At 70.8% G+C, this 24,432-nt stretch carries 23 protein-coding genes; 9 read left to right on the forward strand and 14 right to left on the reverse strand.

Annotated elements, in window-relative coordinates; genetic code table 11:
- Positions 1–13: 13 nt before the first annotated feature.
- Positions 14–1,696 (reverse strand): S8 family serine peptidase, encoded by a 1,683-nt coding sequence (locus WBK31_RS38375; RefSeq protein ID WP_378785554.1) that lies wholly within the window; start codon positions 1,694–1,696, stop codon positions 14–16.
- Between the two features lie 151 nt (positions 1,697–1,847).
- On the opposite strand from WBK31_RS38375, the gene WBK31_RS38380 reads away from it, so the two are divergent.
- Positions 1,848–2,561: an HAD family hydrolase gene (locus WBK31_RS38380; protein WP_364063415.1), complete on the forward strand. Its 714-nt coding sequence runs from the start codon at positions 1,848–1,850 to the stop codon at positions 2,559–2,561.
- A 100-nt stretch (positions 2,562–2,661) separates the two neighbouring features.
- Here WBK31_RS38380 and WBK31_RS38385 read toward each other — a convergent pair whose 3' ends face one another.
- The 4 genes from WBK31_RS38385 to WBK31_RS38400 form a co-directional block, all read right to left on the reverse strand.
- Positions 2,662–3,156 carry a hypothetical protein gene (locus tag WBK31_RS38385; RefSeq protein WP_378785551.1) on the reverse strand — a complete coding sequence of 165 codons (495 nt, stop codon included), beginning with the start codon at positions 3,154–3,156 and terminating at the stop codon, positions 2,662–2,664.
- A 288-nt stretch (positions 3,157–3,444) separates the two neighbouring features.
- Positions 3,445–3,975, reverse strand: coding sequence for a TetR/AcrR family transcriptional regulator (locus WBK31_RS38390; protein WP_406673994.1), 531 nt, complete (start codon positions 3,973–3,975; stop codon positions 3,445–3,447).
- A gap of 303 nt (positions 3,976–4,278) precedes the next feature.
- Positions 4,279–5,658 carry a dihydrolipoyl dehydrogenase gene (gene lpdA / locus WBK31_RS38395; RefSeq protein WP_406673995.1) on the reverse strand — a complete coding sequence of 460 codons (1,380 nt, stop codon included), beginning with the start codon at positions 5,656–5,658 and terminating at the stop codon, positions 4,279–4,281.
- Between the two features lie 39 nt (positions 5,659–5,697).
- Positions 5,698–6,072, reverse strand: coding sequence for a tautomerase family protein (locus tag WBK31_RS38400; RefSeq protein WP_364063403.1), 375 nt, complete (start codon positions 6,070–6,072; stop codon positions 5,698–5,700).
- Positions 6,073–6,090: 18 nt separating this feature from the next.
- Between WBK31_RS38400 and WBK31_RS38405 the strand changes: the two genes are divergently transcribed.
- The 3 genes from WBK31_RS38405 to WBK31_RS38415 all read left to right on the forward strand — a co-directional run bounded on the left by WBK31_RS38405 (position 6,091) and on the right by WBK31_RS38415 (position 8,476).
- Complete coding sequence (locus tag WBK31_RS38405) at positions 6,091–6,741, forward strand: response regulator transcription factor (protein ID WP_364063401.1); 651 nt, start codon at positions 6,091–6,093, stop codon at positions 6,739–6,741.
- A 6-nt stretch (positions 6,742–6,747) separates the two neighbouring features.
- Entirely contained in the window at positions 6,748–7,800 is a 1,053-nt protein-coding gene (locus WBK31_RS38410; RefSeq protein WP_378785544.1) for a quinone-dependent dihydroorotate dehydrogenase, read from the forward strand.
- 115 nt (positions 7,801–7,915) lie between these two features.
- On the forward strand, positions 7,916–8,476 hold the full coding sequence (locus WBK31_RS38415; RefSeq protein WP_364063396.1) for a GNAT family N-acetyltransferase: 561 nt from the start codon (positions 7,916–7,918) through the stop codon (positions 8,474–8,476).
- Between the two features lie 14 nt (positions 8,477–8,490).
- Here the strand turns inward: WBK31_RS38415 and WBK31_RS38420 are convergent, their stop codons facing one another.
- The 4 genes from WBK31_RS38420 to WBK31_RS38435 all read right to left on the reverse strand — a co-directional run bounded on the left by WBK31_RS38420 (position 8,491) and on the right by WBK31_RS38435 (position 12,484).
- Positions 8,491–10,083, reverse strand: coding sequence for a beta-N-acetylhexosaminidase (locus WBK31_RS38420; protein ID WP_406673996.1), 1,593 nt, complete (start codon positions 10,081–10,083; stop codon positions 8,491–8,493).
- The gene (locus WBK31_RS38425) at positions 10,080–10,979 is read right to left on the reverse strand and encodes an N-acetylmuramoyl-L-alanine amidase (protein WP_364063391.1); all 900 of its coding nucleotides are present in this window, start codon (positions 10,977–10,979) and stop codon (positions 10,080–10,082) included. The genes WBK31_RS38420 and WBK31_RS38425 overlap by 4 nt, the downstream gene beginning before the upstream one ends.
- Before the next feature lie 88 nt (positions 10,980–11,067).
- Positions 11,068–11,316: a hypothetical protein gene (locus tag WBK31_RS38430; RefSeq protein ID WP_364063388.1), complete on the reverse strand. Its 249-nt coding sequence runs from the start codon at positions 11,314–11,316 to the stop codon at positions 11,068–11,070.
- A 118-nt stretch (positions 11,317–11,434) separates the two neighbouring features.
- Positions 11,435–12,484, reverse strand: coding sequence for a LacI family DNA-binding transcriptional regulator (locus tag WBK31_RS38435; RefSeq protein ID WP_364063385.1), 1,050 nt, complete (start codon positions 12,482–12,484; stop codon positions 11,435–11,437).
- A 220-nt stretch (positions 12,485–12,704) separates the two neighbouring features.
- Here WBK31_RS38435 and WBK31_RS38440 point away from each other — a divergent pair, with 220 nt between their 5' ends.
- On the forward strand, positions 12,705–13,301 hold the full coding sequence (locus WBK31_RS38440) for a TetR/AcrR family transcriptional regulator (RefSeq protein ID WP_364063383.1): 597 nt from the start codon (positions 12,705–12,707) through the stop codon (positions 13,299–13,301).
- A 260-nt stretch (positions 13,302–13,561) separates the two neighbouring features.
- Here WBK31_RS38440 and bldC read toward each other — a convergent pair whose 3' ends face one another.
- Positions 13,562–13,765, reverse strand: a complete 204-nt coding sequence (gene bldC, locus WBK31_RS38445) for a developmental transcriptional regulator BldC (RefSeq protein WP_013133571.1) — start codon at positions 13,763–13,765, stop codon at positions 13,562–13,564.
- Between the two features lie 321 nt (positions 13,766–14,086).
- A complete protein-coding gene (locus tag WBK31_RS38450) occupies positions 14,087–14,950 on the reverse strand; it encodes a hypothetical protein (RefSeq protein WP_364063380.1) in 864 nt (287 codons plus the stop codon).
- A gap of 109 nt (positions 14,951–15,059) precedes the next feature.
- Between WBK31_RS38450 and WBK31_RS38455 the strand changes: the two genes are divergently transcribed.
- Positions 15,060–16,139 (forward strand): Glu/Leu/Phe/Val dehydrogenase dimerization domain-containing protein, encoded by a 1,080-nt coding sequence (locus WBK31_RS38455; protein ID WP_364063377.1) that lies wholly within the window; start codon positions 15,060–15,062, stop codon positions 16,137–16,139.
- Positions 16,140–16,290: 151 nt separating this feature from the next.
- On the forward strand, positions 16,291–16,521 hold the full coding sequence (locus tag WBK31_RS38460; RefSeq protein WP_364063374.1) for a DUF3073 domain-containing protein: 231 nt from the start codon (positions 16,291–16,293) through the stop codon (positions 16,519–16,521).
- A 212-nt stretch (positions 16,522–16,733) separates the two neighbouring features.
- Here the strand turns inward: WBK31_RS38460 and purM are convergent, their stop codons facing one another.
- On the reverse strand, positions 16,734–17,759 hold the full coding sequence (gene purM, locus WBK31_RS38465) for a phosphoribosylformylglycinamidine cyclo-ligase (RefSeq protein WP_406673997.1): 1,026 nt from the start codon (positions 17,757–17,759) through the stop codon (positions 16,734–16,736).
- Positions 17,756–19,192, reverse strand: coding sequence for an amidophosphoribosyltransferase (purF, locus tag WBK31_RS38470; RefSeq protein ID WP_364063368.1), 1,437 nt, complete (start codon positions 19,190–19,192; stop codon positions 17,756–17,758). The genes purM and purF overlap by 4 nt, the downstream gene beginning before the upstream one ends.
- A gap of 259 nt (positions 19,193–19,451) precedes the next feature.
- On the opposite strand from purF, the gene WBK31_RS38475 reads away from it, so the two are divergent.
- Positions 19,452–21,323, forward strand: coding sequence for a hypothetical protein (locus WBK31_RS38475; RefSeq protein ID WP_406673998.1), 1,872 nt, complete (start codon positions 19,452–19,454; stop codon positions 21,321–21,323).
- A gap of 375 nt (positions 21,324–21,698) precedes the next feature.
- Here WBK31_RS38475 and WBK31_RS38480 read toward each other — a convergent pair whose 3' ends face one another.
- Positions 21,699–22,136: a sterol carrier family protein gene (locus WBK31_RS38480; protein WP_364063362.1), complete on the reverse strand. Its 438-nt coding sequence runs from the start codon at positions 22,134–22,136 to the stop codon at positions 21,699–21,701.
- A 185-nt stretch (positions 22,137–22,321) separates the two neighbouring features.
- Here WBK31_RS38480 and WBK31_RS38485 point away from each other — a divergent pair, with 185 nt between their 5' ends.
- Complete coding sequence (locus tag WBK31_RS38485) at positions 22,322–24,403, forward strand: PhoX family phosphatase (protein WP_364063359.1); 2,082 nt, start codon at positions 22,322–22,324, stop codon at positions 24,401–24,403.
- Positions 24,404–24,432: the final 29 nt, after the last annotated feature.

The raw sequence follows: 24,432 nt of genomic DNA on the forward strand, positions 1-24,432 counted from the left end.
GGTCGCGGTGACGTCAGCCGGCGTGCCGGCCGTGGACCAGCTTGGTCAGGTCCACCTGGACGTCCACGGTGGCGCTCTGGCCCGGCTCGACGGTGACGGAGGCGGCCGACAGGGTCAGCGCGCCCTCACCGGGTGCGTCGCCGTCCAGGTTGGACAGCGTCGGCGTGAGCGTCAGCGTGACGGGGGAGTCGCCCGAGTTGGTGTAGGTGATGGTGCCGGAGGGGGTGCCGGTGGCGCCGTCCTCGAACACGCCGAGGCTGAGCGAGGAGGTGGCGGTGACGGTCTGGCGCAGCGCGCGGGCCACGTCGAGGCGGCCGCCGCCCTGCTCGTACGGGGTCTGCCCGTCGATCGTCTTGGCCGTCGAGACCAGCGCGTCCTTGAGCTGCCCGGCCGTCCAGTCCGGGTGCCGCTGGGCGAGGATCGCCGCCGCGCCCGCCACGTGCGGCGTGGCCATGGAGGTGCCGCTCGACCGGGTGTAGCGGTCGTCCAGCGGGTTGCCCATCATCGTGCCCTCGGCCCTGGCGGCGGTGATGTTCACGCCGGGCGCGGTGATGTCCGGCTTGATGGCCTCGTCGAGGCGCGGGCCCCTGCTGGAGAACGGGGCGAGCTGGTCGTTGCCGTCCACGGCGCCGACGGTCAGCGCGGAGGTGGCCGCGCCGGGGGAGCCGACGGTGTACTCGTCGCCCGCGTTGCCCGCCGCGATGACGAACAGGGTGCCGGTCTGTTCGGTGAGCGTGTCGACGGCGACGCTCAGCGGGTCGGTGCCGTCGGTCGGGTCGCCGCCGAGGCTCATGCTGACGATGTCGGCGCCGCTCTCCCGCGCCGCCCACTCCATGCCGGCCAGCACCTCCGACTCGGTGCCGCTGCCCTGGCTGTTGAGCACCTTGCCGATGACGAGCTGCGCACCCGGGGCCACGCCCTTGCGCTGCCCGCCGGAGGCGGCGCCGGTGCCCGCCACGGTCGCGGCGACGTGGGTGCCGTGGCCGTGCTCGTCCTTCACCGAAGGGTCCGCGGTGAAGTTCCTGGCCTCGGCGATCTTGCCGGCGACGTCGGGATGGTTCTCGTCGATGCCGGTGTCCAGCACGGCGACCTTCACGCCGCTGCCGTCGTACCCGTCCTGCCAAGCCTGCGGCGCGCCCACCTGCGGGACGCTGTTCTCCAGCGTCGCGTGCACCTTGCCGTCGAGCCACACCTTGGCGAGCCCATCGCGCAGCCTGGGCTCGCTCGACGACGCGCTGAACAGCGTGGGCAGGTCGTCCTTCTCGGCGCGCATCGTGGTCGCGTTGACGCTGCGCAGCGTGACGCCCTTCGCGCCCTTGTCCTGGTAGGACAGGATGAGCGGCAGCACGTCGCTGCTGTCGTCGTCATAGCCCTGCTCGATGAGGTCGCTGACGGAGAACAGCCGCTCGTCCACCAATCCGCGCGACAGGTAGGGCACCATGTCGGCGGGCGTGACGACTAATTCGCCGTCCTCCTCGCGGGTGAAGAACCTGACATCCTCACGGCCCTTGGCGGGGTGCACGGTCGCGGCGCGCTTTCCGCCCGCGAATTCCTGTACGGTGACCACGTCACCGGTGATCAACGTGACCCGGTGCAGCTCCCCGCCGGCCTCAGGGCCGGGCTCCGCGGCCTGGGCCGGAGCCGCAAGCAGCGCCAGGCCCACGCCGGTGGCGGCGAAGAGTGGGATCCATCTCATGAAAAAACCGATCTTTCGTGCGGCTTTACCCGCTCATGAGAATGGAGGATCCCGGCGGTCCGCAGGGCGCAAACCGCCTGGTCAAATGACGACATGTCGTGAAAATGACAGCCGCGAGGGGAATCGGGCGGGGACGGGCAGTATGAGACGTATGCCGCGCACCCACATCCTCTTCGACTTCTTCGGCACGCTCGTCGACTACTCGCCGAGCCGCACCGAGCAGGGCTACGACTCCTCGTACGCGCTGCTGCGCGAACTCGGCGCGACCCTGTCGTACGAGGAGTTCCTGGACGGATGGTCGCGCACGTCGGCGGCCTTCGACCGGCGCAGCGACGCCGACGACAGCGAGTTCTCGATGACCGAGTGCGGCGCGGCTTACCTGGGCGAGGCGCTGGGGCGCGCGCCGCGCGACGGAGAGGTGGAGGAGTTCGTCACCCGCTACCTGGCCGAGTGGAACACCGGCGTGCGCTACCTGCCCGGCCTCGCCGACCTGCTGGGCGAGCTGGCGGCGGGGCACCGGCTCGCCGTCGTGACCAACACGCACACGCCGTCGCTCGTGCCGGGGCACCTGGCCGCGATGGGGGTGCTGGAGGCGTTCGACGCGGTCGTCACCTCCGTCGAGGTCGGCTGGCGCAAGCCGCACCCCCGCATCTACGCCGCCGCGCTCGACACGCTGGGCATCGAGGCGTCATCGGCGGTCTTCGTCGGCGACACCTACGAACCCGACTTCGCCGGGCCCGAGCGGCACGGGATCCCGGCCTTCCTCATCGACCCCGACCGGCGGGCGGCGGTGCCGGACGAGCGGCGGCTGAAGTCGGTCTTCGCCCTGCCGGAACGACTGCGCTCCGGCCCGCACGGGGGCTGAGACGGCGCCTCGGGGAGGCATGGGGCGGCCGGGACCCGGGCATGGGACGGCGGTGACCGGCCCCCCACCCATTGGGCCGGTCACCGCTGGTGCCCCTAGGTCAGGCCAGCGGCTCCTTGCGCTTCGGCGTCACGCTGGCCAGCAGCAGGAGCAGCGCGGCCTGGGCGAGCATGCCGGGCGCGAGCGGCGGCGCGCCGCCGACCGACTTGGTCAGCGCCGACCACCACTGGGCGAGCGGCGACATCGAGTCCCAATCGGGATCCATCGCGCCCATGCCGTGGTTGGCCACCACGTGCATGAGGACGCCGTACGCCGAGGCCAGCAGCACGATCACGGCGAGCACGCGCACCACCGTGAGCGCCGGACCCGCGTCGCGCACGGCGAGCATGAGCAGCGCGACCGCGAGCAGCGCTATGGCCACCCACGGGATCAGCTGGACGGGGCTCTGCCAGTGCCGCTCGAAGGCCAGCTCGAGCGAGGCGCCCACGATGCCGATCGCGACGAGGGCGAGCAGCCCGAGCCGCAGCGCCGCGGCGCCGACGGGCCCGCGGCGGTGGCTGGACCGTGCGGTCGTTCGAGGAGTGGTTGAGGTCATGTGCGGGGACCACCGTCCGGTACGAGGGGTCTTCGTCGATACCACGGTCTCGGGGGATCCTCAGATATTTCTCAGTGGAATGTGAAGATCTGGTGAGAAGTGTTGTCAGGGGTGCTGGTACGGGCCGTCAGAGGGCTTGGGCTGGTCGGGGTGGAGGGTGGAATGTGATGATCTGGTGAGAAGTGCTGTCAGGGGTGCTGGTACGGGTCGTCAGAGGGCTTGGGCCGGTCGGGGTGGAGGGTGAAATGTGAAGATCTGGAAGTGCTGTCAGGAGTGTTGTAAGGCCCCTCAGAGACGTGTAGCGCGCTCGAAGAGCCGTACCAGGTCGTCCGCTCCGCGACGGGGATCGGCCGACAGGGCCAGGGCCTCGATGGAGGCGCGGAGCGCGGTGCTCATCACCTCGGCGTCGAACGCACCGAACGCCCCCTCACGCTGCCCCTCCGAAAACAGCCCGGCGGGAAAGCCGTCGGAGGCCGCCTCACGGGTGTTGCAGACGATCTGCCGCAGCGCCCGTACGTGCTCGGGCCGCGCGGCGGCGAAGTCGAGCCGCGCCCGGATGTACGCCGCCAGCCGAGCCGCGAAGTCGGAGGCGCCGGCGGCCTCGACCGCCCGCCGTACGAAAGCCGCCTCCTCTTCCCGCACCACCCGCGCCACAGTCGCGAGCAGCTCCTCCTTGTCGGCGAAGTGGTACGAGATGAGCCGCTTGCTGCTGAGCCCGGCCTGCCGGCAGATGGCCTCGAAGCTGGTGCCCGCGTACCCCCGACGCGCCAGCACCGTGATCGTGGCGGACGTGATCTGCGCCCGGCGCGCCTCGGACACCGGCAGGCGCCTCGCGGGGACCCCCATGGATGCACACTTCCACGCCCCGGCTCGGGACATCCCCAGCGGTGCTTAAAGTCTGCAGCCGGTCACACCCCCGTAAGCCACCCACGAGACGGGCGAAGCGCGCCTCTCGCGGGTGACCCGGCCGCACCAGCCGGCCCGGGGACGCAGGCCGAGCCGGTCGCGGCTGTGACATCGAACAGACTGCTGCGACATCGGACAGACGGCTGTGACATCGAAGACATCGAACAGACGGCTGTGACGCAGGGAAGACGCGTGTGCGTCAGGGAAACCGGGTGCTCACATGTTGATCATGTGGCCGGCGAGCCCGTGGATGGCCTCCTTGACGGCCTCGCCGAGCGTCGGGTGCGCGTGGACGTTGCGCGCCACCTCGTGCACGGTCAGGTCCCACTGCTGCGCCAGCGTGAGCTCGGGCAGCAGCTCGGTGACCTCGGGCCCGATCATGTGGGCGCCGAGCAGCTCGCCGTGGGTGTTGTCACTGATGATCTTCACGAAGCCGGTGGTGTCGCCGAGGCCGTGGGACTTGCCGTTGGCGGTGAACGGGAACTTCGCCACCTTCACGTCGAAGCCCTTCTCGCGGGCCTGCTTCTCGGTGTAGCCGAAGCTCGCCACCTGCGGCTGGCAGTAGGTCGCGCGCGGGATCATCACGTAGTCGAGCTCCATGGTCTCGGCGTTCGCGATGGTCTCGGCGGCGATGATGCCCATCGACTCGGCGGCGTGCGCCAGCATCAGCTTGGCGGTGACGTCGCCGATGGCGAAGATGTGCGGCACGCTGGTCCGGCAGCGGCCGTCGACGGCGATCGCGCCGCGCTCGGTCAGCTCGACGCCGGTCTTCTCCAGGCCGTAGCCCTCGACCCGCGGCTGGAACCCGATGGCCTGCATCACCTTGTCGGCCTCGAGCACCTGCGTCTGGTCGCCGCGGGTGACGGTGACCTTGACGGAGGAGCCGGTGTCCTCGATGGAGTCGACGCGGGTGGAGGTCATCACCTCGATGCCGAGCCGCTTGTAGCGCTTGGCCAGCTCGGCCGAGACCTCCTCGTCCTCCAGCGGCACGATGCGGTCGAGGAACTCGACGATCGTCACCTTGACGCCGTAGTTGTGCAGCACGTACGCGAACTCGACGCCGATCGCGCCGGCGCCCGCGATGATGATGCTGCTCGGCAGCTCCTCGGAGAGGATCTGCTCCTCGTACGTCACCACACGCTCGGAAAGCTGCGTGCCCGGGATCAGCCGGGTGGTGGCGCCGGCGGCGATGATGCAGTGAGAGAACGTGATGGTCTCGCCGTTGAGCTGGAGCGTGTTGGGGTCCAGGAACGTGCCGCGCCCGTTGTACTCGGTGATGGCGTTCTTCTTCATCAGGTAGTGAACGCCCTTGACCCGCCCGTCGGCCACCTTGCGGCTGCGCTGGAAGGCCGCGCTGTAGTCGAAGGTGACCTCGCCGTTGATGCCGAAGGTCTTGGCCTCGTTCTTGAAGATGTGGGCAAGCTCGGCGTTGCGCAGCAGCGCCTTGGACGGGATGCAGCCCACGTTCAGGCAGACGCCACCCCAGTACTTCTCCTCGACGACCGCGGTGCGCAGTCCGAGCTGGGCGGCGCGGACGGCGGCCGTATACCCTCCAGGACCCGCGCCGAGTACGACGACGTCATAGTGAGTGCTCATGTGTCGGACCATACCGCCCGGGCGTACCTGCCCCTGACCTCAGACCTCCACCTTGTACGGCAGCGCGAGCTCATCGGCGGGAACGCCGCGGATGCCCCAGTTCTGCGGAGGCATCTCGATGATCGTGATCTCGACGTCCTGGGGATCGTACCCCGACCTGTCGTAGATCTCGCGAATCAGCGCCTTCTTGGCGGCGTCGCTGCGCCCGGAGAAGCAGATGATCTCGATGATGAGATAACGCTCACTGCGCTGCGGGCAGATGAAGTCGTCGGCGTCGAGCAGCAGGAAGCGGTGGAACCGCTTGTCCTCGGGCAGACCCCACGCGCTCACCAGGCTCGCCTGGATGAGGTCGGAGAGCTCGCGCCGCCGGTCGGCCCAGACGTCCCTGCGGCCGTACACCTTCACCTGCGCCATGCGGTCACTATAGAGGGCGTGATCCGCATACTCCTGGCCGACGACGAGGCCATGATCAGAGCGGGGGTCAGGGCGATCCTCGAATCAGACCCCGAGCTGAACGTCGTGGCCGAGGCGGGCGACGGCAGGCAGGCGGTCGATCTGGCCATCAGCCACCATCCCGACGTCGCGCTCCTCGACATCCGCATGCCGCGCCTCGACGGCCTGGCCGCCGCCGCGGAGATCCGCAGGGCGGCGCCGGGCACGGCGGTGGTGATGCTCACCACGTTCGGCGAGGACGACTACATCGCCAAGGCGCTCGACGTGGGGGCCGGCGGGTTCCTGCTCAAGTCGGGCGACCCGCGCGAGCTGCTGGCCGGCATCCACGCGGTGGCCGACGGGGCGGCGTACCTGTCGCCGAAGGTCGCCCAGCGGGTGATCGCGCAGTTGTCCGGCGGGCGCATGGCGCGTGGCGCGGCGGCGCGCGACCGCATCGAGCAGCTCACCGAGCGGGAGCGCGAGGTGCTGGCGCTGCTCGGGGCCGGGCTGTCCAACGCGGAGATCGCGCGTGAGCTGCACATCGTGGAGGGCACGGTCAAGGCGTACGTGAGCGCGATCCTCACCCGGCTCGACGTGCGCAACCGCGTACAGGCCGCGATCATCGCCCACGAGGCCGGCTTGGTAGCCTGACGCGTGATGTATCGCCTCGTGTTCACGCAGGTCTTGCGGCGTTTCGACGCCGAGGCCGTGCACCGACTCACCGTGAGCGCACTCGCGCTCCTCGCCCGGCTGCCGCTGCTGAAGCGGCTGCTGCACCGGGCGTACGCGCCGCACGACCCGGCCCTGCGCGTGAGCGCGTTCGGCGTGCACTTCCCCGGGCCGCTGGGTCTCGCCGCCGGTTTCGACAAGGACGCCGTGTGCGCCGAGGCCATCGCCGCGCTCGGCTTCAGCCACGTCGAGGTGGGCACCGTCACCGCGCACGGCCAGCCGGGCAACCCGCGGCCCCGCCTGTTCCGCCGCTTCCGCGAGCGGGCGCTGATCAACCGGATGGGCTTCAACAACGCGGGCGCCCACGCCGCGGCCCGCAGGCTGCGCCGCCCGCGCGGCGTCCCTGTCGTGGTCGGGGTCAACATCGGCAAGACCAAGGTGATCCCGGAGTCGGGCGCCGCCGCCGACTACGTCGCGAGCGCCAAGGAGCTGGCCCCGCTCGCCGACTACCTGGTGGTGAACGTCAGCTCGCCCAACACGCCCGGGCTGCGCGACCTTCAGGCGGTCTCCCTCCTGCGGCCGTTGCTCACCGCGGTCAAGGAGGTCTGCGACTCGACGCCGCGCCGTACGCCGCTGCTCGTCAAGATCGCGCCCGACCTGGCCGACGAGGACGTCGACGCGGTCGCCGAGCTGGCCATGGAGCTCGGGCTCGACGGCATCATCGCCACCAACACCACGATCAAGCACGACGGCGAGCGCGGCGGGCTGTCCGGCCGCCCGCTCAAGGAGCGCTCGCTCGAGGTGCTGCGGCGGCTGCGCGCCAAGGTCGGCGACCGGATCACGCTGATCTCGGTCGGCGGCGTCGAGGACGTCGACGACGTCTGGGAGCGCATCCTCGCGGGCGCGACGCTCGTCCAGGCGTACACGGGCTGGATCTACGGCGGCCCGCTGTGGGCCTCCCACATCCACCGGCGGCTGCTGCGCCGGGTCCGCCGCCACGGGCTCACCTCGATCACGGAGGCCATCGGCCGTACGGCGTGACCGGCGTCCCCTCAAAGTGGCAGGCGTCCAAAGTGACCGGCGTCCAAAGTGGCCGGCGTCCCCTCGAAAGTGATCGGGTCTCCGCTAGAGCGGCGGCTCCTCTAAGGTGGGGCGAGTGATCCGACCCGTGACCCTTCCCGGCGGCGTGGTCATGCGCCTGGCGACCGAGCGGGACGCCGAGGCGCTGCTCGACGCCTACACCCGCAACCGCGACCACCTCAAGCGCTGGGAGCCGCGCCGCTCCGAGGCGTTCTACACCCTCAAAGCGCAGGCCGAGGGGCTCAAGGGCCAGCTCCAGGCGTGCGAGAGGGGCCAGGCGGTGCCCTGGCTGCTGCTCGACGGCGAGCGCGTGGTCGGCCGCATGACGCTGAGCAACATCGTGCGCGGCCCCTGGCTCAGCGCCGACCTCGGCTACTGGGTCGATGCCGCGTACAACGGCCGCGGCATCGCCACGGCCGCCGTACGCGAGGTGTGCCGGCTGGCCGACGAGGAGATCGGCCTGCACCGCGTCGCGGCGGGCACGCTGCTCGACAACGCCGCCTCGCAGAGCGTGCTGCGCAAGAGCGGCTTCGAGCCGTACGGCACCGCGCCCGACTATCTGGAGATCGACGGCCGCTGGCAGCACCACCTGCTGTGGCAGCGCATACTCAACGACCGCCCCGCGTTCTCGTTCTAGATCAGATGCGGCGCTCAAATACTGGGCCTGGTGGATGCGGCGTCGTGCGTCATGGCGTCGATGCGGGCCATCACCTCGGTGACCCGCACGGCGCTCGGCCGGTGCGGACGGCGGCGCTGCCACGGGCGCGGCCCGGCCGCCGGCCGGTACTCCACGCCGAGCGCGTCCAGCCGCGCCAGGTGCCCGGCCAGCCGGCCGTCGAAGTCATCGCCGGCCCGTCCCGCCCAGGCCACCTCCGCGAGCGCGCAGGCGCGCGGCCACATGCGGTAGTCGGCCGTCCTCGGGTCGGGCACCCGCTCGGTCCAGAGCTGGGCCTGCACGCCGATGACCCGCGCCCGCTCCTCCTCGCTCCAGTCCGCAGGCGCGGGCTCGAACGCCGCCACGTCCGCCACGGTGATCGCGTCGCCGATCGCCATCGGCTCGTCGGGCGAGCCGGCCTCGGCGTAGTCGAAGTAGAGCGGGAACACCGGCGTTGCCACCACGTCGTGACCGGCCGCGGCGGCCCTGCGGCCCACGTTCATGCCCCGCCACGGCATGACGATCGTGTCCTTACGCAGCTCGCCGCTGACGAACGCCTCGTCCCACACCACGGCCCGCGCGCCCCGCTCGGCCAGCACGTCGGCCAGCCGGCGTAGGAAGTGCGCCTGCAGCTCCGCCACGGAGCCGAGCCCGAGCGACTCCCGGTACGCGGTGATCTCCGGCGACGCCGCCCACCGGTCCAGCACCACTTCGTCGCCGCCGATGTGCACGTAGGGGGTCTCGCCCAGCGCGCCGAGCAGCTCGTCGAAGATCGTGGTCAGGAACTCCACGGTCTTCGGCAGCGGCGACAGGATGGCGGGGGAGATGCCCCACCGGTCCAGCACGTCGTGCCGCTCGCCGGTGGCCCCGAACTCCGGGTAGGCGGCCAGGATCGCCGACGCGTGGCCGGGCACGTCGATCTCCGGCACGATCGTCACGTGCCGCGAGCGCGCGTAGGCGGCCATCTCGGCCAGGTCGTCGAGGGTGTAGTAGCCGCCGTGCGGCACCTCGTCGTACGCGTCCGGCTCGCGGTGGTGGTTGATAGCCGTGCGCGGCCGGTGCGAGGCGACCTCGTGCAGCAGCGGGTAGGCCCGGCTCTCCACCCGCCACCCCTGGTCGTCGGCCAGGTGCAGGTGCAGCCGGTTGAGCTTGTGCACCGCCATGAGGTCGATCAGCCGCAGCACCTCGCGCTTGGGGAAGAAGTGGCGGGCCACGTCGAAGTGCAGGCCCCGCCAGGCGAAGCGGGGCGCGTCCTCGATCCGCACCCCGCGCACCGGCCAGGCGGCGCCGGACGAGAACCGGTAGGAGGCCGGCGGCAGGAGCTGGCGCAGCGACTGCGCGGCGTAGAACGCGCCCGCGGGGCCGCCCGCGACGATCTCCACGCCCCGCGAGCCGACCGTCAGCCGGTACGCCTCCTCGCTCAGCGCCGGGTCGCGGCGCACGTCGATCTCGCCGTTGTCGCCGGGCAGCGGGTCCAGCCCGGCCAGCGCCGCGCGTACGGAGGCGATGAAGTCGCCGGAGACCGTGGGCGACGGCGTCAGCTCGAAGGAGGAGGAAAGGTCACGAAGCAGCTCTGGGCGAGGAATCATGCTTGCAGATAGTGCTGCAATCCGTTGGCCAGCGCCACAGCGATCTTCTGCCGGAACTTCGGGTCGCGGAACTTGGCGGCCTCGGTGGCGTTGCGCATGTTCCCGCACTCCACGAAGATCTTCGGCACCGTCGACAGGTTGAGCCCGCCCAGGTCGCTGCGGTAGTCGAGGGCCTTGCGCCCGATGTAGGTCGAGTACGGCAGCCCCGTGCCCTTGCGGAAGGCGTCGCGCACGGCCACGCCCAGCCTGCTGGAGGCGCCGACGACCTTGTCGACCGGCCCGTTGATCTTCTTCGGCATGATGACGTGGAAGCCGCGGTTGGCCGGTGCGGAGCCGTCGGCGTGCACGGAGATCGCGGCGTCGGCCTTGGCCTTGTTGCCGATCGCGGCCCGCTCGGTGATGCACGGCCCCACGCCGTCGTTGCCGCTCCTGGTCAGCTTCACCGTCGCGCCGCGGCTCTCCAGGATCTTGGTGAGGCGCTTGGAGACGTCCCAGGTGAAGGCGGCCTCGCTGTAGCCGTCGTTGGTGGACGTGCCGGTGGTGTCGCAGGCCTTCATCTGGGTCAGCACGTTGACCTTGCGGTTGATGGCCTTGGGTGCGCGCCAGTTGCCGCCGTTGTGGCCGGGGTCGATGACGACGACCTTGCCCTCGAGCGGCTTGGCCTTGGGCGGCGCGTCCTTCGCGGGCGCCTCTTTCGCAGGTGCTTCCTGTGCGGGCCCTTCCTTGGCGGGCCCTTCCTTGGCGGGCCCTTCCTTGGTGGGCGCTGTGGCCGCCGCCTGCCCCGCCGCGGTCGCTGGGGCGGCCTGACCTGCCGCGGCGTCACCGGTGCCGGTGCCGCCACACGCGGAGGCGATCAGGCCGCAGACGGCGAGGACTGTGGCTGGTAGAGCACGCATGCCGTCCAACTTACGGCAATCTACGCACTCGATCTCGACAAATGCCTAGCGTGGCGTGCCGCTTGCGAGCGTCGCACGCCGTACGTCCTCACCAGACGCGTTCCCCGGCCTCCTGACGTTCGAGCAGGGCGGCCAGCTCCCGCGCGTCCTCGGCGTCGAGGCCGAGGACGACGCGGGGACGGCCCCACGGATGGTCGAGCGAGTGGGCGACGTAGCTGGCGACCGACTCGGCGGCGCCGTCGGTGCCCCGTCCTCTGCCCGCGCGCCACTGCCCCCAGGCGCGTTCGAGCTCAGCCGCGGCGCGCTGGGCGCAGGACACCAGTTCCGGATCACGCATAGCTGTTCCCCCGGATCAGACCGTGGCCGGATCGGATCCGGCCACTCCTAGCATGACCCTGCCGAGTAAACCGCCGTGTGGCGGCAACGCCACACGGCTTGACCCGGTTTTGAGGCTCTCAGGCGGGTCCCGTGGTCCGCCGGACGATCAGCTCGGGGTGCACCTCCCGCAGGCGTGAGCCCTTGCCGGGGTCGCCGATCCTGTCGCTCAGCAGCGCGGCCGCCGACCTGCCCATGGTGCGGCGAGGCTGGTCGACCGAGGTGAGCGAGATGTGCCGGGACGCCGACAGGTGGGTGTTGTCGTAGCCGACGACGGAGAGGTCCTCGGGGACGCGCAGGCCCAGCTCTCTCGCGGCGGAGAGCACGCCGAGCGCGACCGTGTCGTTGGCGGCGAAGATCGCCGTGGGCCTGGGGTCGCGGGTGAGCAGCGCCACCGCCGCGTCCCTGCCGCCGTCCTCCGTGGACTCCGCGGCCTCGACCATGATGTACGGCGCCAGCGAGTGCCTGCGCATCGCCACGAGGTAGCCCTCGCAGCGCGACGCCCGCCGGCCTTCGATGTGCGCGATGCGCTTGTGGCCCAGCTCGACCAGGTGGTCGATGGCCAGCCGCGCGCCGTGCTGGTCGTCGTCGACCACGATGTCGACGCCGTCGAGCTGGATGTCGCGCTCTCCCACGACCACGGTGGGGGTGTAGGAGGTGGCCTCGATCAGCGTCTCGCTGGTCGGGGCGATGCCGAGCAGGACCAGCCCGTCGACCCGGAGCTCCAGGAAGGCCTCGACGGCCTCGTCCTCGAACGCGGGGTCCCATTGGCTGTTTCCGATCAGCATGCGCAGCCCGTCGCCGTGCAGGCTTTCCTGCAGGCCGTCGAGGAACTCCGCGTAGAACGGGTTGTGCAGGTCGGCGACGAGCGCGCCCACCAGATGTGTACGTCCTTCGACCAGGCTCCGCGCGACCGCGTTGGGCCGGTAGCCAAGCTCGCGGGCCGCCTGTAGCACGGCCTGGCGGCGGTGCTCGCTCACGTGCGGGGAGCCGCGCAGCACGAGTGAGACCAGCGATTTGGACACGCCGGCTCGTTCAGCGACATTACGGATGGTCGGTCTGGGCCGAGGCAGCGCGTCTACCTCTCTTAGCTCAGTGACGGTGGAAGTGTTGACGGGCGGTCCTGACATGTGTCTCCCCGCGATGCGGATATGGGCACCTGTCTGACCAAACGATCGAGTTGACCGCAGGGTACGGCTTGCGTCACGGATTGCCGTAATCGAGTCGCCCGGCGGCCCGCGTTCCGGCGCCCGCCATGGGGGAAGACAGCCCTGACCGGTCGGATACTGTGCAGATGTGACACCCGGGAAGTCAGCCGAGACGGCGCGACCGGCTCGGCGCAGGCTCAGTGTGGACCGCCGCAGGGAAGAGCTGATGGCGGCGGCGCTGGAGTTGTTCTCCACCCGTGACGCGGAAGACGTGTCGATCGATGACGTCGCCTCGAAGGCGGGGGCTTCGCGGGCCCTGGTCTACCACTACTTCGGTGGCAAGCAGGAGCTCTACGTGGCCGCACTGAGAAGCGCGGCGGAGCAGCTGGAGTCCCGGCTTCAGCCGCAGGAGGGCGGCAGGCCGCTCGATGAGCTGACCTCCGGGCTCAAGCGCTATTTCGACTTCGTCGAGGAGCACGCGGCGGGCTTCGCGGCGCTGCTGCGCGGCGGCCCGGCCAACAGGACGGGCGAGGTGGGCGAGATCGTCGACGGCGTGCGCCGGCGGCTCTTCCTCCTCATCCAGAAGCAGATGGGCGTCGAGGAGCCCAGCCCGGTGCTGCGCACGACGCTGAGGTCGTGGATCGCCTCCGTCGAGACCGCCGGGCTCGACTGGCTCGAGCATCGCGACATCGACCGGCCGACCCTGGAGAAGCTGCTGGTCGACCAGATGGTCGCGCTGCTTCGCGTCGCCGCGTCACATGACGGCGACGTCGCCGGTCTACTCGAACGGCCGGCGTGACGGCACAGGGGCGCGGACGACACCACGGACGACGCAGCGGACGACACCGCGGACGACGCAGCGGACGACGCCAGCGGACGGCACGGTGAACGACGCAACGGACGACACGGAAGAGACGCAGCGGACGACACGGAAGAGTGGCGCCGGGCGGGCGGCGCCAACTTCCATCCGACGTCTCGTCGTCACAGTGGTGGACCCGGCCAGAAAGGCGACCCGGTCCACCCCTTCAAACCCCCCTGAGGTCCGTGACGACCTTCCCGCTACTCGGAACGCTGCTGCGGGATGCCCGCGAGCAGCGCCCGAACCTCGGTCTCCCGGTAACGCCGATGACCGCCGAGGGTACGAATCGACGTCAACTTGCCCGCCTTGGCCCACCGCGTAACGGTCTTGGGGTCGACCCTGAACATGGTCGCGACCTCAGCGGGCGTGAGCAGTGGCTCGGCCTCGGGTGTACGAGCTGACATTTGTGCGGCCTCTCCTCCGTGTGGACCGGCTTGCGATCCTGTGACTGCCTTTGCGCGTGTCACGGATGTCCCCCTATGGCACAGAGCGTGCGGCTTTTCTGAGCCATATGCGGCATCACCCGATGTGACCATACCGCCACTCAGAGCGATTGGCGAGCCCTTCTTTGACCCAGCTGCCCGCCCCCGTGGCCATGTCACGCTCGGTGATTCTAGCGACACGGTTCGTGGTATCGCAGTGAAAACGGCAAACTACTCAGTTCGCAGAAGAGAGCAGCCGCGAGACGTGACCTACTCATGCAGGTCAGACGGCCGTATTGGGGCTCAGTTGGCAGATTCCAGCAGTTGCATTGACTTCCACCGCAGGATGACCCTCTGGTACATGGCATAGGCAAGTTCTTCTTGACCCGTGTCCAGGCCCGTCAAAGCGGCAGAAAGCTCCGCAACCGACTGGTCGGCCTGCAGGGCGTCGTCGTCCATCAGGTGGACCAGCCCGCCGTAGTCGAGCTCCACCAGCGAGTGCGGATGGAACTCCTCCAGCCACCTGGCGACGTCCTCGACCTCCAGATTGGCCGCCGCGTCGCCCAGGTGGCGGCGCAGCACGTTGAGCGCGCGGGCGGTCCGCCTCCGGGCCTGGGCCATGGACGTGACGTAAATGAGGTTGCGGCCGGTCGTGGTCGTCACGTCCTGTCCCGGGTTGGCGGAGCCGAGCACCAGCCAGCGCTCGTTCCCATCAAACGGCACGAACCACGACGGCGGCACGTGCCACGCCGTGGTGCGGATGTGGGTCCGCAACGCGGCCGAGCCGGCCTGTCTCTTGTACCGGTCGAAGTCGTCGGCCACCTGGTCGGCGATCGCCTTGGGCACCAGATGGTCCATGATTTTCGTGGGAGTGGTGCCACGAAGCCGTGAGAAGGCCAGCCACGACCGCAGGCGCGTCTGCCAGGGGCAGACATAGAGACGGTCCTCAACGCGCCGGAGATAGGCGTTGGGGCTCTCCTGGGCGGGAACTGGTTGAGGGGGCGTGCCGAGCAGACGCATGAGCGACTCGCCATGCTCCGCATTGAGCGCGTTCGCGCGTCGCGGGCGGTCACGTGACTCGGCATATTCGGCCCACACCTTGCGCTCGGACTCGGCGAACGCGGTCAGTGGCTCATAGACACGGAGGTAGGCGGCATAGGGCAGCACGGAGGCATCGTGTCACGAAGCGAACTCGCGTGCATCGTCGTGTGTCTTACTACGCTGTGAGGTTATCTCCGCCGCAAAGGAGCGGTGGACCGGACAGGGAGTCACTACCGTGACCGACGTCTTCGGAGCGTCCCACAAGGACGTACATGAGCAGGTCGTCTTCTGCGCCGACGAGCAGAGCGGCCTTCGTGCCATCATCGCCATCTACAACACGGCCCTGGGCCCGGCACTCGGCGGCACGCGGTTCTACCCGTACGCCGGCGAGCAGGAGGCCCTGGCCGACGTGCTCAACCTCGCCAAGGGCATGGCCTACAAGAACGCGCTGGCCGGCCTCGACCTGGGCGGCGGCAAGGCCGTCATCATCGGCGACCCGTCCCGCGACAAGAGCGAGGCGCTGCTGCGCGCGTACGGCAGGTTCGTCCAGTCGCTCGGCGGGCGCTACATCACCGCCTGCGACGTGGGCACCTACAGCGAGGACATGGACATCGTGGCCCGCGAGTGCCGGTACGTCACCGGCCGCACGGTCGCCAACGGCGGCGCGGGCGACTCGTCGATCCTCACCGCCTTCGGCGTGTTCCAGGGCATGCGCGCCTCCGCCGAGCGGGTCTTCGGCACGCCGTCGCTGCACGGCAAGCGGGTCGGCGTCGAGGGCGTCGGCAAGGTCGGCCACCGCCTGGTCGATCTGCTGCGCGAGGACGGCGCCGAGGTCGTGATCTGCGACGTCTCGCCCAAGGCGATCGAGCGGGTGCGCCAGCGTCACCCCGAGGTCGACGTGGTCGAGGACGCGAGCGCGCTCATGACCTCCGACATCGACGTGTTCGCGCCCTGCGCGCTGGGCGGCGTGCTCGATGACGACTCGGTGGCGAAGCTGCGCGCCAAGATCGTCTGCGGCGCGGCCAACAACCAGCTCGCCCACCCCGGCGTCGAGAAGCAGCTCGCCGAGCGCGGCATCCTGTACGCGCCCGACTACGTCGTCAACTCCGGCGGCGTGATCCAGGTCGCCGACGAGATCGGCGGCTTCGACATGGAGCGCGCCAGGTCGAAGGCCGCCCAGATCTACGACACGACTCTGAAGATCTTCTCGATCGCGGCCGACGAGGGCGTTCCTCCCGCCGTCGCAGCGGATAGGCTGGCCGAGCGCAGAATGTCGGAAGTCGGGCGTATTCGGTCCATTTGGCTGGGCCACTGACGCCCCGCGCCCATACGGCGTACCGAGCTGGGCACAAAACAGGTACGGTAATAGGCGAACGATAGGCTGACGCCCGAAGTCAGGCGGCGTCAGTGTGTGGTGCGTTAGCGACGAGGGGTCGGGGACGACCCCACACGAGGGGGTCGAGCCAATGGGGCGCGGCCGAGCAAAGGCCAAGCAGGTCAAGGTTGCTCGCCAGCTGAAGTACAACAGCGGTGGCACGGATCTTGACCGTCTTCGCGACGAACTCGGGGTCGGAGACTCCAGCCGCAACAACGACGCCGACGACCTCACCGATGAGCTGGCGGATCGCTATGCCGATTACGCCGATGACTATGCCGCCGGTGACGACGACGACGGCCGCAGGTCCGGCCGCCGATAGCCGTTCTTCTGGTCGATGTGACCGGTTGATGTGACCGGTTGATGTGACGAGGGCCCGGCGCGGGTCCCCTGCGGACGCGCCGGATCCTCGCTCACGCTTCGGGCCCCACGGGCTGCCGTGGGGCTCTCGTCACATTTTCCAGCGGGCCCGAACGAACAATGGCCCGGCCGTTCTCACGGCCGGGCCATCTGTGCGTGGCGGGCTTTGGACGGTCAGCGGTAGCGGGCCCGGCCCTCGCCAGGGACGACCTCGCCCAGCACCCAGGCGTCCAGCCCGCGCTCGGCCAGCAGCCTGATCGCGGTGTCCGCCGCGCCGGCCGGCAGCACGGCGGCCATGCCGACACCGAGGTTGAACGTCTTGTCCATGTCCGGCTGCGCGATGCGCCCGTGGCCCGCGAGCACGCCGAAGATCGCCGGAGGCGTCCACGACGAGCGGTCGAGCACCGCGTCGAGGTGCGCGGGCAGCGAGCGCGACAGGTTGGCCTCGATGCCGCCGCCGGTGATGTGGGCGTACGCGTGCACCTCCACCTGCCTGGCCAGCTCCAGGCAGTCGAGCGCGTAGATGCGGGTGGGCTCCAGCAGCTCCTCGCCCAGCGGCAGGCCCAGGTCGGGCAGCACGGCATCGAGCGACAGGTCCGCCTCGCGCAGCACGTGGCGTACGAGCGAGTAGCCGTTGGAGTGGATGCCGGACGACGCGAGGCCCAGCACCACGTCGCCCGCCGCGACCCGGTCGGGCCCGAGCATCTTGTCGGCCTCGACGACGCCGGTACCGGCGCCCGCCAGGTCGTACTCGTCGGGGCCCATCGCGCCGGGGTGCTCGGCGGTCTCGCCGCCCACCAGCGCCGCCCCGGCCAGCCGGCAGCCCTCCGCGACGCCGCCCACGATCTCGGCGACGCGCTCGGGCACCACCTTGCCGCAGGCGATGTAGTCGGTCATGAACAGCGGCTCGGCCCCGCACACCACCAGGTCGTCGAGGACCATGCCGACCAGGTCGATGCCGATCGTGTCGTGCTTGCCGTACCGCTGGGCGATCATCACCTTGGTGCCGACGCCGTCGGTGGACGTGGCGAGCAGCGGGCGCTTGTAGCGCAGCAGGGCGGAGGCGTCGAACAGACCGGCGAAGCCGCTCGCGTCGTCCACGACCTCCGGCCGCCGCGAGCGCGCCACCTTGTCCTTCATCAGCTCGACGGCCCGCTCGCCGGCCTCGATGTCGACGCCGGCCGCCTCGTACGTGCTCACGCCTTGCTCTCCAACACGAACTTGCCCACGTTGTCCTGGTCGATCGGGATCGGGTACTCGCCCGTGAAACAGGCCCGGCACAGCCGGTCGGCGGGAAGCGTCGTGGCCCTGGTCAGACCCTCAAGCGAGATGTAGCCGAGCGAGTCGGCGCCCAGCGAGGCCCTGATCTCCTCCACCGTCAGCGAACCCGCGATCAGCTCGGCCCTGGTGGCGAAGTCGATGCCGTAGAAGCACGGCCAGGCCACCGGCGGCGAGGAGATGCGGACGTGCACCTCGCGCGCCCCCGCCTCGCGCAGCATCTTCACGATGGCCCGCTGCGTGTTGCCGCGCACGATCGAGTCGTCCACGACGATCAGCCGCTTGCCCTCCACGACCTCGCGCAGCGGGTTGAGCTTGAGCCTGATGCCGAGCTGGCGGATGGTCTGCGACGGCTGGATGAACGTGCGGCCCACGTACGAGTTCTTCACCAGGCCCTGGCCGTACGGGATGCCGCTCTCCTGGGCGTAGCCGACCGCGGCCGGCGTGCCCGACTCCGGCGTGGGGATGACCAGGTCGGCCTCCACCGGGTGCTCCCTGGCCAGGATGCGGCCCACCTCGACGCGGGTGGTCTGCACGCCGCGACCGGCGATCGTGGTGTCGGGGCGCGCGAGATAGACGTACTCGAACAGGCAGCCCTTGGGGTCGGCGAGCGCGAAGCGGCGGGACCTGACGCCGCGCTCGTCGATCGTCAGCAGCTCGCCGGGCTCGATCTCGCGGATGAACGTGGCGCCCACGATGTCGAGCGCCGCAGTCTCGGAGGCCACCACCCAGCCGCGCTCAAGGCGGCCGAGCACCATCGGGCGGATGCCCTGCGGGTCGCGGGCCGCATACAGCGTGCGCTCGTCCATGAAGACCAGCGAGTACGCGCCCTTGACCTGCGGAAGCAGCTCGGCGGCGGCGTCCTCGACGGACCTGCTGCGGTCCTGCGCGAGCAGCGACGTCAGGACCTCGGTGTCGGTGGTGGCGCGGATGGAGCCGGGCGCGAGGCGCTGCGCCAGCTCGGGGGTGTTGATGAGGTTGCCGTTGTGGGCCAGCGCCAGTCCGCCCACTTCGGTGGAGCTCAGCGTGGGCTGTGCGTTCTCCCACACGCTCGAGCCGGTCGTGGAGTAACGGCAGTGTCCGATGGCCAGGTGGCCGCGCAGGGTGCTGAGCACCGACTCGTCGAAGACCTGGGCGACCAGGCCCATGTCCTTATAGACGAGAATGCGGCTGCCCTCGCTGACCGCGATGCCCGCGGACTCCTGCCCGCGGTGCTGCAACGCGTACAGCCCGTAGTAGGTGAGTTTGGAAACTTCCTCGCCCGGAGCCCAGACGCCGAAGACGCCACAGGCGTCTTTAGGTGCGCGGTCGTTAGGGTCCAGGTCATGGCCGAGCCGGCCGTCGCCCTTCAGCACATGCCTCAGTCTAGGTTGGCCGCGTACGTGCTTGCACACCTGGGGGTGACTCAGCGGACTTGCGGTGACCTGCCCGCTTTCGTCCTTATCGTCGGTACGGCCTCCGCCTGCCGATCGCCCGCTCCCTTACTCACGTTCTGACGTTTTGTCACACGGTGACCCAAGGATGAGGGCTCTCTTACCGTGTCGCGCGGTTTAGCGGTCGCTCTCCGCGAAAGGGTGAGGTATCCGGCATGCAGACCCGTCGGGAGACGCAGACGTGACCACACCTGGGGACCCCAACGAGCCCCGCCCGGGGCAGGACCAGCGTCGAGAGCAGCAGGACACGCCCGAACCCGAGTGGTGGAACGAGGGCGCCCTGCCCGACGACGACCGCCCGCCCGGCCGGTCGCCGGGCGAGGGCGACGAAGGTGCGGGCGAGGAAGGTGCGGGCGAGGAGCCCGGTGAGCCCAGGCAGCCGGGTGAGGAGCCGATCGCACCGGCGCCGCCCGTGGTGCCGCCGCCCGATGTGCCGCCGACGCACGAGCCCCGACCGGCCGGGCGGCCGTCACACCCCGACCTGCCGACCTCACCCGAGACCTCGCAGCCGGTCGGCGGCGGGACCGCGCCCGAGCGGCCGTCTCACCCTGACCTGCCCACCGCGCCTGAGGTGCCGGGACCGATCGGCGGCAGGGGCCCGTCTCCGGTGGGCGGCGGGACGTCGCCCGAGCGGCCGTCTCACCCTGACCTGCCGACCGCGCCTGAGGTGCCGGGACCGATCGGCGGCGCCGGCGCGTCCGGGCCGTCGCAGCCGGCCGGGGGCGGGGAAGGCCCGTCCGGGGGCGAGCCCGGAGCCGGGGGCGAGGACACGGGCGGGAGGTTGCGACCCGCTCGCGGTGAGGACACGGGGGAGGAGCCGCGAGCACCGAAGAGTCCGCCGGAGCGGCCTTCGGGCGGCGACGCCGAGGAGACGCAAGTGTTCCCGATCCCCGGCGGCAGGCCGACCTACCCGGGGTGGGGCGGAACATCGCAGGAGGAGGAGCCCCCGGCCAGGCCGCAGCCCTCGCGCTACGAGCAGCCGGGCGACCAGCCGGACCAGCCGCACTTCGCGCCGCCGGGCGGCAGCTCGCGCTGGGAGGGCGGCCAAGCGGGCACACCACCCGCCGGAGCCGGCCCGGCAGGCACACCGCCGCACGCGGGCGAGCAAGGCGGCGACCAGGCCCACCCGGCCGAGCAGCAGGAGCAGCGCGACCAGGCGTACCGGGAGGGCCGTCAGTACGAGCAGAGCCGCGGCTACCAGCCCGGCGAGGGCGAGGAACCGGGCGGCGTCTGCATGCCGGGCGAGGGCGACCAGCCGGGCGGCATCTGCCTCCCGGGCGAGGGACAGCAGGGCCAGAGCTACCAGCCAGGCCAGGGCTATCGGCCGGGTGAGGGCTATCGGCCGGGTGAGGCGCAGGCGGGCCAGGGCCGGCAGCCGGGCGAAGGGCAAGAGGGCCAGGGCCGGCAGCCGGGCGAAGGGCAAGAGGGCCAGGGCTGGCAGTCAGGCGAAGGGCAAGAGGGCCAGGGCTGGCAGTCAGGCGAAGGGCCAGGGGGCCAGGGGCAGCAGCCGGGCGAAGGGGAGCAGCCGGGCCAGGGTCACCAGCCCGGGCAGTACCCGTCCGGGCAGTACCCGTCCGGGCAGGGGCAGCCGTACCAGGGCGGGCGCGACGAGGACCAGACGATCCCCGGCACGATGCCGTCAAGCCCGTACGGCGGCCCGCCCGGCTACCCGCCGCCTCCGCCTCCAGGCGCGCCCTACGGCCCGGGAGGCGGCCAGTACGGCTACGGCCAGTACCAGCCGCCCCGCCCGGGCAATGGCCTGGCGACGGCCTCGCTCGTGCTCGGCGTGGCCAGCCCGTTCCTGGTCTTCGTCTGCTTCACGGGCCTGATCACCGCGATCCTGTCGATCATCTTCGGCTGGGTCGCGCTGGCCAAGGGCGCGGGCCGGGGCCGCGCGATCGCCGGCATCGTGATCAGCGTCCTGTCGCTGATCCTGTTCGCGATCGTGGCGATCTGGTTCTGGAACGTGGTGCAGGAATGCGCCCAGCTGCCGAGCCCGGCCGCCGATCGCTGCTTCGAGTCGAAGTTCCCGTGGATGACCGGCACCGAGTGACCAGGCCGGCCCGCTGCGGAGGCCTTATCCGCTCAGAGCCGGGCCGCGACCGGGGGCCGCGACCGGGGGCCGCGACCGGGGGCCGCGACCGGAGGGCCGCCACGGCCGCAGGGCGGCACCGATGCCGGAGTCGCTGAGGGCGCGTAAGTGCCAGGGGGAGTGGCTGCGGCTGCGTCAGGCCGCGAGCGGCGGGCCGGACGGCAGGTCGTCAGTGGCCGGGCCGAGACGGCGGGGTCGCGGAAGGCCGGGCGGGATGCGGCGTGGCCGAGTGGGATGCGGCGGGGCCGTGTGGGGGGCCGGGCCGAGTGGGATGCGGCGGGGCCGAGTGGGGGGCCGGGCCGAGTGGGACGCGGCGGGGCCGAGTGGCGGGGCGGGTCAGAGGGGCAGGTACGGGGAGAGGTCGGCGCGGGAGCCGCTGGCGGAGACAGCGCCCTTGGCGACCGCCTCGTCCCAGGTGAGCCGCCCCAGCGCGAGCTCGAGCCACGTGCGACCGTCCATCTCGACGACGTTGGGCGGCGTGCCGCGCGTGTGCCGGGGCCCTTCGATGGCCTGGACGGCGGCGTACGGCGGCACGCGGACCTCGACGGTGCGGCCGGGCGCGGCGGCGGCGAGCTTGTCCAGCAGGTACCGCACGGCCAGCCTGGCGGCGTCGCGCTCGGGCCGCAGGCCGCGGTCGTAGGCGGCGAGCACGGCGGCGACGAGCGCGTCGGGCAGGGCGGAGGCCGGCCCGTCGTACGGGGGCGAGTCGAGGGCGACGAGCTGGCCGTCGAGCGCGGCTCTCAGCTTCTCCGGGTCGAGCTTGCGTGGTGGCACCCCTCCATTGTCTCGCGGCAACCGTTCATCGAGACGCGTTCATCGAGACGCGTTCATCGAGACGCGTTCATCGAGACGCGTTCATCGAGACGCGTTCATCGAGACGGAGAGTTTCGTTCACCTCCGGTTTCGACGCCGCCCGTAGCCTCCCCGCCGTACAACTGCGCACTTTTTCTGGAGGACCTGTGGCGAACCCCAACGCGGGAGGTCGTCGGCTGCTGCCGCTGCTGTCGACCCCGCACAAAGGTGGCCGATCCGCGCTGACCTGTCAGTTCCGCTGCGGCAACGCGTGCGCGCACGACGTCGCCAACACCACGGACAACGCCTATTTCGGCGACGTGGTGAAGGAGGCCCTGTCGCGACGCGGCGTGCTGCGGGCGGGCGCGCTCGGCGCCCTGGTCGCGGGTGCGGGCATCGCGGGGGCGGCGCCGGCGCACGCGGACGGGCAGGCGGCGACGGCGGGGGCGGCGGCGGAGACGGCGAGCCGTCCCGGCGGCGGCTCCGGCCTGCGCTTCACCCCGGTGCCGCCGAACAAGGAGGACGCGCTGCGCGTCCCCGAAGGCTACAAGTCCTCGGTGGTGGTGCGCTGGGGCGACCCGGTGCTGCCGGACGCGCCGGAGTTCGACTTCGAGAACCAGACGGCGGACGCCCAGGCCAAGCAGTTTGGCTACAACTGCGACTACGTGACGGTGTTCCCGCTGGGCCGCGACCGGGCGCTGATGTGGGTGAACCACGAGTACACCGACGAGAGCCTGATGTTCCGCGGCTACACGGGCGGCGCCGAGGCCACGGAGGAGCAGATCAGGATCGCGCTGGCCGCGCACGGCGGCTCGGTGGTGGAGATCGAGCGGGTCGGCGGCAGCGGCCAGTGGAGGCTGGTCACCAAGGGGCGCCGCCGCTACAACCGGCGCATCACGGCCCAGACGAAGATGCGCTTCAGCGGCCCGGCGGCAGGGCACGAGCTGCTCAGGACGGCCGCCGACCCGAAGGGCCGCACGCCGATCGGCATGCTCAACAACTGCTCGGGCGGCACCACGCCGTGGAAGACGGTGCTGACCGCCGAGGAGAACATCGACCAGTACTTCGTCAACGGCGACAAGGTCCCCGCGAAGCAGAAGCCGTACATCGAGCGCTACACGATCACGACGGGCACCCCCGAGGACAACCGCCGCTTCGACCGGGTGGAGGAGCGCTTCGACCTGGCCAAGCACCCGAACGAGGCCAACAGGTTCGGCTGGATCGTGGAGATCGACCCGTTCGACCCCGACTCCACGCCGATCAAGCGCACCGCGCTCGGCCGGTTCAAGCACGAGGCGGCCACCACCACGCTGGCCCGTGACGGCCGCCTGGTCGTCTACATGGGTGACGACTCGCGCTTCGAGTACATCTACAAGTACGTCTCCAAGGACCGCTACATCCCGGGCAACGACCGGCACAACCGCTCGCTGCTCGACGAGGGCACCCTGTACGTCGCCAAGTTCACCGGCGACAGCCCGGAGAAGGAGATCGACGGCTCCGGCAGGCTGCCGAAGGACAAGGAGTTCGACGGCTCGGGCGAGTGGATCCCGCTGGTGTCGGGCGACCGCTCGTACGTCAAGGGCATGTCGGCGGCCGAGGTGCTGGTCTACACGCGGGTCGCGGCCGACAAGGTGGGCGCGACGAAGATGGACCGCCCCGAGGACATCGAGCGCAACCCGGTGACCGGCGGCGTGTTCGTGGCGCTGACCAACAACACCAACCGCACCCCGGCCCAGGTGGACGAGGCCAACCCGCGCCCGTCGAACAAGCACGGCCACGTGCTGGAGATCACCGAGCGGCGCGGCGACGCGGGCGAGCGGCGCTTCGCCTGGTCGCTGGTGCTGGTGTGCGGCGACCCGAAGGACCCGGACACCTACTTCGCCGGTTACGACAAGCGCAAGGTCTCGCCGATCTCCTGCCCGGACAACGTGACGTTCGACAAGGACGGCAACCTGTGGATCTCCACGGACGGCAACGAGCTGGGCTCCAACGACGGCCTGTTCGTGATGCCGGTCAAGGGTAAGGAGCGCGGGCACCTGCGCCAGTTCCTGACCGTCCCGGTGGGCGCGGAGACGTGCGGCCCGCTGGTCTCCTCCGACCAGCGCAGCGTGTTCGTGGCGGTGCAGCACCCGGGCGAGATCGACGGCGCCTCGCCGGAGAACCCGGGCAGCCGCTGGCCGGACGGCGACCAGCCGCGCCCGGCGGTGGCGGTGGTCTGGCACGGCAAGGGCAAGAAGATCGGGGCTTGACCTCAAGTTAAGTCGAGGTCCTACCGTCC

The sequence above is a fragment of the Nonomuraea sp. N2-4H genome (assembly GCF_045291505.1).
GTDB lineage: Bacteria > Actinomycetota > Actinomycetes > Streptosporangiales > Streptosporangiaceae > Nonomuraea > Nonomuraea fastidiosa.